The organism is Vibrio sp. T11.5, from assembly GCF_027587155.1.
Taxonomy (GTDB): Bacteria; Pseudomonadota; Gammaproteobacteria; order Enterobacterales; family Vibrionaceae; genus Vibrio; species Vibrio neptunius.
In genome coordinates this window covers 95,312-108,417 of record NZ_JAPPTP010000002.1, presented here as the reverse complement: position 1 = coordinate 108,417, position 13,106 = coordinate 95,312, and the positions used below count along the sequence as shown (strand labels likewise).

Sequence of the window (13,106 nt, the reverse complement as noted above, 5' to 3'; positions counted from 1 at the left end):
AACAAATCCCATGCTAGAAAGTATGGGATTTTTTTATTCAATTTTTAAATCTTTTGAGTGTCTTCTGCAATCATAACGTTAAGTGTTTGTTCTTTACCCTTACGTAGAATCAGTACATCGACGCTAGTCCCTGGTCTCAATTCAGTGACAATATCCATTACGCTTTGACGACCATTAATTCTTTGTCCATCGATTTTAAGAATAATGTCCTGAGCCTGAAATCCTGCGTCTGCACCAGGTCCGTTAGGGTCAACGCCTAATACAACAATGCCGCCCAAATGCTCATTACCCAATAAACGAGAGGTGACGGAATTAATATCTTGACCGTCGATACCTATATAGCCTCGGATAACACGACCGTCGGCAATGATCTTCTGCATGATCTTATTCGCCAGCGCGTATGGAATAGCAAAAGAAATGCCGTAGGTTTCTAGTTCAGTTGCTTGCTGGAATGAGGCTGTATTGATCCCAACTAACTCTCCTCTTGTATTGACTAACGCCCCTCCAGAATTACCTTCATTGATCGCCGCGTCAGTCTGAATAAAGCCTTGTAGTCCACCTGCACTAATGGAAGAACGGCCAGTCGCAGAAACAATTCCAAAGGTTGTCGTTTGACCTAGATTGTATGGGTTACCAATAGCAAGAACCACATCGCCTACGGTTGGAGTGTAATTAGGATTGAGTGGTATCACGGGGAGATTGCTGCCTTCGACACGCAAAATCGCGATGTCAGTGCGTTTGTCAGTACCCACTAATTGAGCGGCAGCTACCCGTCCATCCTGAAGTGCTACTACAATCTGATCAGCCTGAGCGACGACATGATAGTTGGTTATGATGTAGCCTTTTTCACTAACGATGACTCCAGAACCTAGCCCTTGAGTCAGGAGTTTAGAACGATCGTCTTCCGTGTATTTTCGGCTGTATATATTTACTACGGCAGGGGCTGCTTTTCGCACCGCACCATTAAAGGATATCTCTTGAGCTGAAGTGATATTGATTTCATTGCTGAAAGTCTGAGGAAGAATACTGGAACGTAGAGAGGGGATCGCTAATAGTAACAGAGCAGCTGTCGCCAACCCTAAACCGATTGAACGCAACAAGAATTGCAGCATATTTTCCTAACCACTTCAAAATTCAGACAAGTGGCGAAAGGATAGCATTAGATGAGAAAATAATAAAAGGACGGTAGAAGATCCTACCATCCTTTGACATGGATTTTTCGTTTTTAACGCACAACCAAATAAATCGTGCGTTCACCGCGCTGAATGTTTAAAGCCAAAACACCAGGTTGTTTTTCAAGGACTTTTCTGAACTCTGCAAGGTTTTTGACACGCTTACGGTTTACACCAATGATAATGTCCCCTTTTGCAAGTTGATAAGCCTCAGCTTTCGAGCCTTTTTCTACTGAAGCGACTTTTATGCCTTGGACTGAGTCACTCGATGTTGTATTGGTTAACTCAGCACCAGACAGCCCTTCGTGCAGTTTATCTGCTGATGCTTTCACGTTTTGTTGCTCGCCTAGGGTGACCTCAAAGTTCTCTTTTTTACCATCACGGATAATTCCGAGTGAGATCTTTTTGCCAGCACCAAGTGTTGCGACCTTAGCTCGCAGCTCACTAAATGAATGAATCTCTTTGCCGTTGACAGAAACAATGACGTCGCCAGCTTTAATGCCTGCTTTGTCAGCAGCGCTGTCTGGAACCACTTGGCTGACAAAAGCCCCTTTACTTGATTCATAACCTAGAGCCTCCGCAAGTTCGGAAGTGATTTCTCCCCCTTGTACACCGAGCATTCCGCGCTTGACTTCACCAAACTCTAAGATTTGGTCGGTGAGGTTTGTCATCATGTTAGATGGGATGGCAAAACCTATCCCAACGTTGCCACCGTTTGGACCCAGAATCGCAGTATTGATACCAATCAGTTCACCTTTCAGATTAACCAGAGCACCACCTGAGTTGCCGCTGTTAATGGCTGCATCGGTCTGGATGAAGTTCTCGAAGTTTTCGATATTTAAACCACTTCGACCTAACGCAGAGACAATACCTGAAGTTACTGTTTGACCTAAGCCGAATGGGTTACCAATCGCGACAGCGAAGTCACCGACACGTAAAGCATCGGAATCTGCAATTTTAATTTCCGTTAAGTTTTTAGCTTTCTCAAGTTGCAGAAGAGCCACATCTGACATCTGGTCTCCGCCAACTAGCTCAGCATCGTACTCACGGCCATCATGCAGTTTAACGCGAATTTTTTCTGCGCCATTAATGACATGGTAGTTGGTGACCACATAGCCTTTTTCTGCATTAACGATAACCCCGGATCCGAGCCCTCTAAATGGACGTTCTTGCAATTGTTCTGTTGGAAATTCAGGTCCGAAGAAGAAACGGAACTGCTCGGGAATACGTTGCTTAGATACTTGAGTGCCTTCTACTGAAATACTGACCACCGCAGGGGTTACGGTTTCAAGCATTGGTGCAAGGCTAGGTAATTGTTCTCCATCAACAGATAGAGGGAGAGCCGCTGTAGCTTGTATGGGTGTGATGATTGAACTTAAGCTTAAAGACAGGACGGTTAAAGCAAGCAAAGGTTTTTTCATCTGATAACTCCTAGTTAAGTTAAGGCCTGAGATTCAATATTTGTTTGAAAAATAAGAAATCAATCGACACTTATGGGAGTTATGACTCAAAAACCTTTGCAAAGTTCAGCAAGAAGTGAAATAGAACTACGACGCTTTTGCAGTTACTGCCTGTGCTGAGTCGAGAACTTCTTTTTCCTCTTCTGCTAACATGCCCGTTGCTCCTGAAACGTAATCTTTAGGTGCTTCACTAAACGCCTGTGATGGCTGTTTGGGCTCAGCGGACTGTTCAGTTTGAGATTGATCCGCGACTTTTTTATTGAACGGATTGTCTTGCTCAGGAATGTTTGGCAACAGTTCTGCAGACGTTTTCGTCATATGTTGGTACAGCTTAGTGTATTCCTTACCCAGTGAATCTAACATTTCGGCTGTCTGAGCAAAATGATCGGCAAGATCTTGTTTTTGTTGCTCAAGCTCGAACTTAGCAGTTTCTAAGTCTTTCTGGATGGTCTTCTGTTTTTTGTATCCCGGAGTGGAAATGCGCGAGATGATGATTCCTAAAACAGCGCCAACAAGCAAACCTACGAGGGCATAAATCCAAGGCATATTCGCTCCTTATCATTGTTATTTAACATGTTTTTTACCGGCTGGTTACACATGCTCATCGGACATGTTACTATGAGAACTCGAGACGATAAAGAAAAATGCGTGTGCTCTGCATAGCAGTTTCAATCCTTCTATAGCACGTGAGTGAAGTAATGACACCCATAGAGATCTATACAAAAGATGTAAAAGAACATGGCTTTCAACAAGATGAAGCGCAGCTTCAAGCAGTGACAGCTTTGGATAATCTCTACCATGAATTTGTTCAATACGTAAACACCTCAGTTGAACCTGTTGCTAGGTGGAAGAGTTGGTTCGGTAAAAAAGCCTCGTTACCTGTCGCCCCTAAGGGGTTGTATTTTTGGGGTGGGGTAGGGCGTGGAAAAACGTATTTAATGGATACGTTTTATGAAGCTTTGCCCTGTGAAAAAAAAATGCGGGTACACTTTCACCGATTTATGTATCGAGTACATGATGAGCTGAACACATTGGGAGAGGTGAATGATCCTCTGGAGTTAGTAGCGGATAAGTTTAAATCAGAAGCAGAAATTATCTGCTTTGATGAGTTTTTTGTTTCAGATATCACTGATGCAATGATTTTAGGTACTTTATTCCAAGCCTTGTTTAAGCGTGGTGTAGTGCTTGTAGCTACGTCTAATATCCCACCTCAAGATCTTTACCGAAATGGTTTACAAAGAGTACGTTTCTTACCAGCCATTGAGTTAATCAACGCTAATTGCCGGATATTGAATGTAGACAGCGGTATCGATTACCGACTAAGAACATTGGAACAAGCAGAGATTTACCATTTCCCATTAGATACGAAGGCCAACACCAACCTGTGCCATTACTTTGAACAGCTTATTGGTGAAAACAAGCAGGGTGAAAAAAACATAGAAATTAATCATCGTCAGATAGAAGTCGTGAATTCTTACGAAGGGGTATTGCACGCCACTTTTAGTCAGTTGTGTCAATCGGCCAGAAGTCAGAATGATTACATTGAGTTATCAAGAATTTACAATACGGTGCTACTGGCCGATGTACAACAAATGGGGAGGGCAAGCGACGACGCAGCTCGTCGTTTCATTGCGCTGGTGGACGAGTTCTATGAGCGAAACGTCAAATTGATTATCTCAGCACAAGTACCGTTAGAGGAGTTATACACTCAGGGACAATTGGAATTTGAATTCAAACGTTGCCAGTCTCGATTGATCGAAATGCAAAGCCATGATTATCTTGCGAAAGAGCATTTGGCATAAGGGGTTGGGTGTTTCTACGAAGACTGAAAAAAAATTAAACTTTTTATCCGAAAAGAGGTGATTTTTTCAACTGACTTCTCTATAATCCTGCGACCCACCGTTACTGCAGACCAAATCCATAGCGGATCTAGGGTCGAGAGTGCCATCCACTCGAAGGGGTGATGACTGGGCTCTTAGTCAGTGGGAGCAATGCTCCTGAAGTGTAAATTTAAATTAACGGGTTATTATTAGCATGAAAACTTTCGTTGCTAAACCAGAAACTGTAAAACGCGACTGGTACGTTGTAGACGCTGAAGGTAAAACTCTTGGTCGTCTAGCAAGTGAAATTGCATCTCGCCTACGTGGCAAACATAAAGCTGAGTACACTCCACACGTTGACACTGGTGATTACATCATCGTTGTAAACGCGGAGAAAGTTACTGTAACTGGTAACAAAGCTAAAGGTAAGATTTACTACCGTCACACTGAATTCCCTGGCGGCCTAAAATCAATCAGCTTCGAGAAGCTAATTGATCGTAAGCCAGAGATGGCGATTGAGCTAGCAGTTAAAGGTATGCTACCACGTGGTCCTCTAGGCCGTGCTATGTACCGTAAACTGAAAGTTTACGCTGGTGCTGAGCACAACCATGTTGCTCAACAACCACAAGTACTAGACATCTAATCGGGGATTTCGAAAATGGCAGAGAATCAATACTACGGCACTGGCCGTCGCAAAAGCTCAGCTGCACGTGTTTTCATCAAACCAGGCAGCGGCAACATCGTAATCAACAAGCGTAGTCTTGATGAGTACTTCGGTCGTCCAACTTCTCGTATGGTTGTTAAACAGCCTCTAGAGCTAGTTGAACTAACTGAGAAACTAGACCTATACGTTACTGTTAAAGGTGGCGGTATTTCTGGTCAAGCAGGTGCTATCCGTCACGGTATCACTCGCGCTCTAATGGAATACGATGAGTCTCTACGTCCTACTCTACGTGCCGCTGGTTACGTTACTCGTGACGCTCGTTGCGTTGAACGTAAGAAAGTTGGTCTACGTAAAGCACGTCGTCGTCCACAGTTCTCTAAGCGTTAATCTTTTTTCGAAAAGATTGGCCTTCGGTGTTCTCACCGGAATGTGGTCCCAAAAGCCTGGCTTCTTGCCAGGCTTTTTGTTTTTCTCAGCAAAAGAATCCCTTCTCCCAGACCCGTTTCACTAACTTTTATCTGACATATTCCCCTTTTGTGACCTCATAGGCGATTTACTTCACGGTTGTTACAAAAAGGTAGCTTTATCTTGTCAAAAAGTAGGGTTTTATTTATCATTTGCCATCAAATAAATACAACTAAATTCGTATTTTGTTAGCCATGCTCTTTAAGCGGAATAATAATAATCCAAAAGGAGCAAATGGGAGAATGTTTGGATGAGCAATGCGCCTTTAAATAACGGTCGCAGACGTTTCTTGACAGCTACAACCGCGGTTGTGGGTGGTCTCGGAGCAGCTGCTGTCGCCGTTCCTTTTATTAAATCTTGGAACCCAAGTGAAAAAGCAAAAGCTGCGGGTGCCCCTGTTGAAGTTGATATCGGTAAACTTGAAGAAGGGCAGATGGTTCGTGTCGAATGGCGTGGTAAACCTGTGTGGGTTGTCCGCCGTGCACAATCCATTGTAGACGCGCTGAAAAGTATCGACGGTCAGCTTCGTGACCCAGCATCAGGTGAAGAGCAGCAACCAGCATATGCTCAAAATGCCTACCGTTCTATCAAGCCTGAGTACTTTGTTGCTGTAGGTATCTGTACCCACCTTGGTTGTTCACCAACTTATTTACCGGACAGTTTCAGTGAACAGGTTCAGGGTGTTAAATCAGGTTTCTTCTGTCCTTGCCATGGCTCCAAGTTTGATATGGCTGGTCGTGTATTCCAAGGTGTACCTGCTCCACTTAATTTGGTTGTTCCGAAGCACATGTACCTGAGTGATACTAAGATTATTATTGGTGTTGACGAAGAAGGGGAGGCATAATGCAAGCTCTACTTGATTGGGTAGAAAAACGTCTACCCGCAATGAATGCGTACAAAAAGCACCTTTCTGAGTATCCGATGCCGAAGAACTTTAACTTTTGGTATCTGTTCGGCTCACTAGCAATGCTTGTGTTGGTTAACCAAATCCTAACGGGTATCTGGTTAACAATGAACTACGTTCCATCTGGCGATGGCGCGTTTGCTTCTATCGAATACATCATGCGTGACGTAGAGTACGGTTGGCTACTTCGTTATATGCACTCAACGGGCGCGTCTGCGTTCTTCGTTGTTGTCTACCTACACATGTTCCGAGGCCTGATTTATGGTTCTTATCAGAAGCCTCGTGAGCTTCTGTGGATTTTCGGTATGCTTATCTTCCTTGTGTTGATGGCTGAAGCTTTCATGGGCTACTTACTTCCATGGGGTCAGATGTCTTACTGGGGTGCACAGGTAATCATTTCACTGTTTGGTGCGATTCCGGTTATTGGTGATGACCTAACGTTATGGATTCGTGGTGACTACGTTATCTCAGGCGCTACTCTGAACCGCTTCTTTGCACTGCACGTTATCGCACTTCCTATCGTACTTCTGCTGCTTATCGTTCTACACGTATTGGCTTTGCATGAAGTAGGGTCTAACAACCCAGATGGTATCGAAACTAAGCTACCTAAAGGTTCGATGGGCGACGGCTACAAAACTCAGTTCCCATTCCACAAAGATTACACTAAGAAATACGACATTATTGATTCTATTCCTTTCCATCCTTATGGTACGGTGAAGGACATGGTTGGTGTCGCAGGATTCTTATTCCTGTTCTGTTACGTGTTGTTCTTCAATCCAGAAATGGGTGGATACTTCCTTGAGCCGCCTAACTTTGAAGCTGCTAACCCACTGAAAACACCAGAGCACATTGCACCAGTATGGTACTTCACACCGTTCTACGCGATTCTACGTGCAGTTCCTGATAAGTTGCTAGGTGTTATCGCAATGGGAGCATCTATTGTCGTGTTGTTTGTTCTACCATGGCTAGACCGTTGTAAAGTTCGCTCTTACCGCTACCGCAGTAAGTTCCATTTATTCAATATCATCCAGTTTACGATCAGCTTTATTGCCCTAGGTGTTCTTGGTGCGCTTCCAGCGACGCCAACATACACGCTATTAGCTCAGATCTTTAGCTTAGCTTACTTCATGTTCTTCGTCCTTCTGTACTTCTACAGTAAGAACGAAGCGACTAAGCCACTACCAGAAAGGGTGACATTCAAATGAAAAAATGGATTGTAATTTTGTTTGCAATGCTGCCTTCCCTGGCAATGGCAGCGGGCGCAAATGTACCGCTTGATAAAGCAAACAACGACCTAAGTGACCAAGCTTCACTACAAAATGGTGCCAAGCTGTTTATGAACTACTGCTTCGGCTGTCACTCAGCGCAGTACCAACGCTACGAGCGTGTTGCTCGTGATATCGGTATTCCAGTTGAGTTGCTAAAGGAAAACCTGATTTTCGACCCAAATGCGAAAGTTGGTGATCTGATGGAAAACGCGATTCCGGACAAATCAGCCGCGAAATGGTTTGGTGCAACGCCACCAGATCTTACGCTAGTTGCCCGTGTTCGTGGTTCTGACTGGCTATATACATACTTACGTTCTTTCTATGAGGACCCATCTCGTCCATTTGGAGTGAACAACATTGTTTTCCCAAGTGTCGGTATGCCGCATGTATTGGAAGAGCTTCAGGGCATTCCCAAGCCAGTTTACGATACTCAAATCGTTGATGGCGAAGAGCATAAGGTTGTGGTTGGTGTTGAAAGCGATGGTACTGGCGAGCTTAACCAAGAAGAGTATAACGATGCAGTTCGAGATCTAGTGAACTTCCTTGAGTACTCAGGTGACCCTGTGAAACTGGAGCGTCATGCTCTTGGTTGGTGGGTAATGGCATTTCTCGTTATCTTCACCATCGTGGTGGTTCTACTTAAGAAAGAGTATTGGCGTGATGTGCACTAATTGTGCTATCATGCTGTGCTAATTCCCAATTTTTATTGTTGATAATGGAGGCTTAGCCTCCATTATTTTTATATCTGTAAGTGTGCTGGAGGGCTCCATGGCTGTAGCTGCCAATAAACGTTCTGTGATGACTCTATTTTCAAGTGCATCTGATATGTATAGCCATCAGGTACGTATCGTTCTAGCTGAAAAAGGGGTGAGTGTCGAAGTTGAACTCGTCGACGAAGCGAATCTTCCTGCAGAGCTGATTGAGCTAAATCCGTATAAATCAGTGCCAACCTTGGTTGATCGCGAGCTAGCGCTTTACGATTCAAAAATTATCATGGAATATCTGGACGAGCGTTTCCCGCATCCTCCATTAATGCCTGTTTACCCAGTTGCTCGTGGTAACAGTCGTTTGATGATTTATCGTATTGAGAAAAACTGGTATTCACTGGCAGAAAAAGTGGTGAAAGGCAATGCTGAAGAAGCTGAAGCTGCACGTAACAAACTACGTAACGACCTTCTGACTCTTGGCCCTGTCTTTGCAGAGTTTGAATACTTCATGAGCGAAGAATTCAGTCTGATCGATTGTTATTTAGCTCCACTATTGTGGCGTTTGCCTCAGCTAGGTATCGAACTTGCCGGTCCTGGTTCCAAAGAGCTGAAGGTTTACATGAACCGCGTATTTGAGCGTGATTCATTCTTAGCCTCTTTGACAGAAGCTGAACGTGAAATGCGTCTGAGTCGCTAATTGGAAGCGAAATGGACATAGAAAAAATGACACCACGCCGACCATATATGCTTAGAGCATTTTATGATTGGCTGGTGGATAATGATTTGACTCCTCATCTGGTTGTTGCCGCTACCCTTCCTGGCGTTCGTGTTCCAGTTGAATTTGTTCAAGATGGACAAATTATTCTGAACATTGCTCCACGAGCAGTAGGCAACCTTGAGCTAGGTAACGAGGCAATCACTTTTAACGCTCGTTTCTCTGGCCGTCCTCATTCTGTTATTGTTCCACTGTATGCTGTCCAAGCTATCTATGCGCGTGAAAACGGTGCTGGTACTATGTTTGAGCCTGAAGATGCATACATGAACGACTTTGATGAAGAAGTGTTTGAAGTTGAAGATTCACCAGAAGAAGATTCAGGGTTATCTTTGGCTATAGAGACTAGTAACAAAGAAGAAGAAAACACTCCAGATGATGAGCCACCTCGACCAAAAGGTCGTCCGAGCTTAAGAGTTGTAAAGTGAAAAAAGCAGCGTTACCGCTGCTTTTTTGTCTTAAATTGAGTAATAAAATAACACTAGCTTCCAGTCTTGAACGCCTTAATGACTTGTTTTACCCCTGAAATGTTTCGCGCAACATCCACTGCAATAGTCGCTTGCTCTGGAGAAACGTAGCCTAACAAAAACACTTCTTTGTCTTCAGTAATGACTTTTACTTTCACGCCATTCAGTTGGCCATTTGTTAGAAGAGCAGATTTGACCTTAGTTGTGATCCAACTGTCGTGACTTATTTGGCCAACGGACAATGGTGCTTTAATTCGAACCTGATTATGGATTTTTTCCACACCTTTAAAGTCTTTTATTGTAGCAACAAATTGATTGAGTAGATCTTGATTGCTGGCTTGGCCCATTAGTATTACGGTTCCATCATAAGAACTTGCTGTAATTCGGACTTCGCGCTGAAAAGGAGGTTTGTTCGTCAGACCGGCTACTTCAAATTCGATGTTATTGTCGTTCCACATTTCTTGAGTGGTACGAGTGTCAGTCACAACGTTAACTGTGGTGGCGGCGCCGGCAACAAACAAACCAGCACATCCAGTAGTGCTTAGCAAAATACAAGTAATAACAAAAGCTTTAAGGTGTTTCATAGCTTACTCTTCGTGCGCAGGGAATAGAACTTGATCAATAAGATCGCATAAGCAGTGGAGTGTCACCATATGCACTTCATGGATCCTTGCAGTTCTGTGAGATGGAATCCGAATCTCAACATCATTCTCACCTAACAGACCAGCCATTTCACCACCGTCTTTACCTGTGAAAGCAATTATCGTCATGTCACGTGTAACCGCCGCTTCCATAGCTTTGATGATGTTCTTACTGTTACCACTGGTCGATATAGCCAGTAAAATGTCTCCTGCTTGGCCAAACGCTCTGACCTGCTTTGAGAAGATCTCTTCATAATGGTAATCATTGGCGACGGCAGTCAGCGTTGTATTGTCGGCAGTGAGTGCCATAGCAGGTAGACTCGGTCGTTCAGTTTCAAAACGGTTTAGGAGGCAGGATACAAACTGCTGTGCATTAGAAGACGACCCTCCATTGCCACAACATAAGATCTTGTTGCCGTTTAATAAGCTCGCTACCATTGCTTGGGCGGCGTGGGTAATTGCATCGGGCAGAGCTTCTGCTGCTGCGATTTGAATCTGAATACTTTCAGTGAAGCTGTCTTTAATGCTGTCTAGCATTGATTATCCTTGGGTTATTGCGTTTTTTATCCATTCGATTTGTTTACCTTGCTGGTGCATCGCCACCAAGTCAAATCGAAAGTCTGTGGTATGAACAGATTTCCCTTGCTTCATCAACCAGACGTTAGCTGTGTTAATGAGTTTGTTTATCTTACTTGAGGTGACCGTTTCTGCCGCATGACCATAATGTTGGCTTGCACGATAGCGTACTTCAACAAAAACTACCGTTGAGCCTTCAAGCATTATAAGATCGAGTTCACCCCCTTTGGAATGGAAGTTTCTTCCTATTGGTGATAAGCCCTGACGAACCAAGTACTGCTCCGCCAGAGCTTCATAATGCTTGCCACTATGACGTCTATTTAGCCACGCCATGCTCAGCCCAGCTGATTTCTCGTTGCACTACGCAGTCTTCGTTGATACTTAGGACTCCGGTATTACCCTGTAAAGTATGACCCTGGACAACTTTCATTTGTGGTAATTGTTCCATGAGTAAATAGGCATCCATTCCGAGAGCTTGAAGACGTTTCTCCGCATTAGAGTCTTTCGGCCAAAGTTGTTCCATCTGAGCCTCTAGTGCTGCATTTGGCTGTATTAGAAGAGGGATGTCACTATACATGACTCCAGTTAGATCTTCATATTGTTGACGCCCGCTATTACTGCGTGAATTTGAAAACAGTTTGGGTGGCGTCGTATCTGGATTTACTGCGACTTCTATAAATGGCTTAATCAATGTTAGTTCGGAGCTACCTGCGACGATATATACAGCATCTATATCACGACGGCTACGCGGCTGGCTCTCTAGAGGTATATTAAGTAATGATTCCATCTGCGCGATATGCTGTTGGCTTTCTTGTAAGCCAAAGACTTTATTAATATCACGTTGAAGCTGGCGTTTGTCGCCAAACAGATTGACTGCGACTTTATCTTTACTGTAATGCTTCCATTCCTTTTCGAAAGCTTCAACAACACGTGTACCAAGCCTGCCTTGAGGGGCAAGAATTAATGGGTAGCGGTAGCCTTGAGCAAACAGGTGCTTTGCCGCTTGAGCAACTTCTTGCTCTGGTGAGAGTGCTAAATAGCAAGTGTTATTGCCTGGTTCTAGGTCATCTGGAATATTTAACGCTAAAGTGGGCAGTGGGCGTGAAAAGCTGGTTTGGGCTTGCTGTAGCTTTTCAATGTTACTTTTGATAAGTGGGCCAACGACAAAGTCGATGTTCTTCTCTACTAAAGTTTGCTCTAGCTGCTCTGGCGTCACGGTATTGGTATCAATGACAGTCAAATTAGCGTTCTCATCACGCTGCGTGTCGTTCATCATTTCTAAGATGAAGCCATCACGAATCAACTGAGCTTGTTTAGCGAATTTACCAGACAAAGGCAGAAGCAAGGCTGTACTGACGGGTTTTACAATATCGAGAGCGAGAATATTGCTAATTGCTTTAGGCGTGTAAACTGCAGCAGGGTGAGCTGGATTTTCTTCCAACCACTTTTCGAGAGTATTTTTAAGCTGAGGAATATTGCCGGATAATGTTTTTGTATAAATAGCTAACTGCAGCCAACCGTCCAGAACAGCTTCATCAGGCTCTGCAGAGAATTGGGTGATCTGGTACTGACTGTATTGGCTTAGGTTGTTCCACACACTTTGTGCGATAAATTCTTGCTCAGAATCTTTAACAAACTCCGCTGACTCATTTAATGCACGAGCGGCTTCAAAGTATTGGCCTTGTTGAGAGAACAGCTTGGCACGAAGCTGGTGATAACTTTTCCACTGCTCATTGGCCAGTTTCCAAGATGTATTGAACTTAAGTGTGTTCAGTGCTTGCTCATATTGCTCTTGTTTGATTAAGGCTTCTGCATTAGCGAGCTGCCATTCTGCTTGTTGCAGATGGGAAAGGTTTTGTCTTGCTAGTCGCTTGAGTAGTAGCTTAGCCTGAGCAATGTCACTTGATTCAACGGCCGCTTTCAATGCCATAACCAACCAATCGTTCTGAATACTTCCTTCACTACTGTCTGCTCGCATTAGATAAGTCTGCATAGACTGGTTTGGATCGAGCGTAATGTCTACACTGGTTGGTGTTGAGGGGGTTGTAGAACAGGCTGCTAGTGTGACAGCGAGGGCTACAGGAGTCAGTAAGCGTGTTACACTAAGTCGCTTTTGGTTTTTTATGGCCATGAGTAATTAACTAATTCCGTATAAAATTGTGTCTATATTAATCGTTGAAGTGATGGTAA

At 43.9% G+C, this 13,106-nt stretch carries 15 protein-coding genes; 8 read left to right on the top strand and 7 right to left on the bottom strand.

Annotated elements, in window-relative coordinates:
* Positions 1-44: 44 nt before the first annotated feature.
* The 3 genes from degS to zapG all read right to left on the bottom strand — a co-directional run bounded on the left by degS (position 45) and on the right by zapG (position 3,178).
* The gene (degS, locus tag OH455_RS03745) at positions 45-1,112 is read right to left on the bottom strand and encodes an outer membrane-stress sensor serine endopeptidase DegS (RefSeq protein WP_045976182.1); all 1,068 of its coding nucleotides are present in this window, start codon (positions 1,110-1,112) and stop codon (positions 45-47) included.
* Positions 1,113-1,225: 113 nt separating this feature from the next.
* Positions 1,226-2,593, bottom strand: coding sequence for a DegQ family serine endoprotease (locus OH455_RS03740; RefSeq protein ID WP_269980389.1), 1,368 nt, complete (start codon positions 2,591-2,593; stop codon positions 1,226-1,228).
* Positions 2,594-2,719: 126 nt separating this feature from the next.
* Positions 2,720-3,178, bottom strand: a complete 459-nt coding sequence (gene zapG / locus OH455_RS03735) for a Z-ring associated protein ZapG (RefSeq protein ID WP_045976180.1) — start codon at positions 3,176-3,178, stop codon at positions 2,720-2,722.
* A 152-nt stretch (positions 3,179-3,330) separates the two neighbouring features.
* Here zapG and zapE point away from each other — a divergent pair, with 152 nt between their 5' ends.
* From zapE to sspB, 8 genes are all read left to right on the top strand, one after another.
* Positions 3,331-4,434 (top strand): cell division protein ZapE, encoded by a 1,104-nt coding sequence (zapE, locus tag OH455_RS03730; RefSeq protein WP_269980388.1) that lies wholly within the window; start codon positions 3,331-3,333, stop codon positions 4,432-4,434.
* A 232-nt stretch (positions 4,435-4,666) separates the two neighbouring features.
* Positions 4,667-5,095 carry a 50S ribosomal protein L13 gene (gene rplM / locus OH455_RS03725; protein WP_045976178.1) on the top strand — a complete coding sequence of 143 codons (429 nt, stop codon included), beginning with the start codon at positions 4,667-4,669 and terminating at the stop codon, positions 5,093-5,095.
* A gap of 15 nt (positions 5,096-5,110) precedes the next feature.
* Positions 5,111-5,503 (top strand): 30S ribosomal protein S9, encoded by a 393-nt coding sequence (gene rpsI / locus OH455_RS03720; RefSeq protein WP_005436094.1) that lies wholly within the window; start codon positions 5,111-5,113, stop codon positions 5,501-5,503.
* Positions 5,504-5,831: 328 nt separating this feature from the next.
* On the top strand, positions 5,832-6,425 hold the full coding sequence (petA, locus tag OH455_RS03715; RefSeq protein ID WP_045976177.1) for a ubiquinol-cytochrome c reductase iron-sulfur subunit: 594 nt from the start codon (positions 5,832-5,834) through the stop codon (positions 6,423-6,425).
* Positions 6,425-7,690, top strand: a complete 1,266-nt coding sequence (locus tag OH455_RS03710) for a cytochrome b (RefSeq protein WP_045976176.1) — start codon at positions 6,425-6,427, stop codon at positions 7,688-7,690. Before petA ends, OH455_RS03710 begins: the two co-directional genes overlap by 1 nt.
* A complete protein-coding gene (locus OH455_RS03705; protein ID WP_045976175.1) occupies positions 7,687-8,424 on the top strand; it encodes a cytochrome c1 in 738 nt (245 codons plus the stop codon). The genes OH455_RS03710 and OH455_RS03705 overlap by 4 nt, the downstream gene beginning before the upstream one ends.
* Before the next feature lie 97 nt (positions 8,425-8,521).
* On the top strand, positions 8,522-9,157 hold the full coding sequence (gene sspA, locus OH455_RS03700) for a stringent starvation protein SspA (RefSeq protein WP_045976174.1): 636 nt from the start codon (positions 8,522-8,524) through the stop codon (positions 9,155-9,157).
* Positions 9,158-9,168: 11 nt separating this feature from the next.
* Complete coding sequence (sspB, locus tag OH455_RS03695) at positions 9,169-9,660, top strand: ClpXP protease specificity-enhancing factor (RefSeq protein ID WP_269980387.1); 492 nt, start codon at positions 9,169-9,171, stop codon at positions 9,658-9,660.
* A 53-nt stretch (positions 9,661-9,713) separates the two neighbouring features.
* Here sspB and OH455_RS03690 read toward each other — a convergent pair whose 3' ends face one another.
* Genes OH455_RS03690 through OH455_RS03675 form a run of 4 tightly spaced genes read right to left on the bottom strand, consistent with a single transcriptional unit; the run spans position 9,714 to position 13,047 of the window.
* Positions 9,714-10,283, bottom strand: coding sequence for a BON domain-containing protein (locus tag OH455_RS03690; protein ID WP_269980386.1), 570 nt, complete (start codon positions 10,281-10,283; stop codon positions 9,714-9,716).
* A gap of 3 nt (positions 10,284-10,286) precedes the next feature.
* Positions 10,287-10,877 (bottom strand): phosphoheptose isomerase, encoded by a 591-nt coding sequence (locus tag OH455_RS03685; RefSeq protein WP_045976171.1) that lies wholly within the window; start codon positions 10,875-10,877, stop codon positions 10,287-10,289.
* A 3-nt stretch (positions 10,878-10,880) separates the two neighbouring features.
* The gene (locus OH455_RS03680; RefSeq protein WP_269980385.1) at positions 10,881-11,249 is read right to left on the bottom strand and encodes a YraN family protein; all 369 of its coding nucleotides are present in this window, start codon (positions 11,247-11,249) and stop codon (positions 10,881-10,883) included.
* Positions 11,233-13,047: a penicillin-binding protein activator gene (locus tag OH455_RS03675; RefSeq protein WP_269980384.1), complete on the bottom strand. Its 1,815-nt coding sequence runs from the start codon at positions 13,045-13,047 to the stop codon at positions 11,233-11,235. The genes OH455_RS03680 and OH455_RS03675 overlap by 17 nt, the downstream gene beginning before the upstream one ends.
* Between the last annotated feature and the right edge of the window lie 59 nt (positions 13,048-13,106).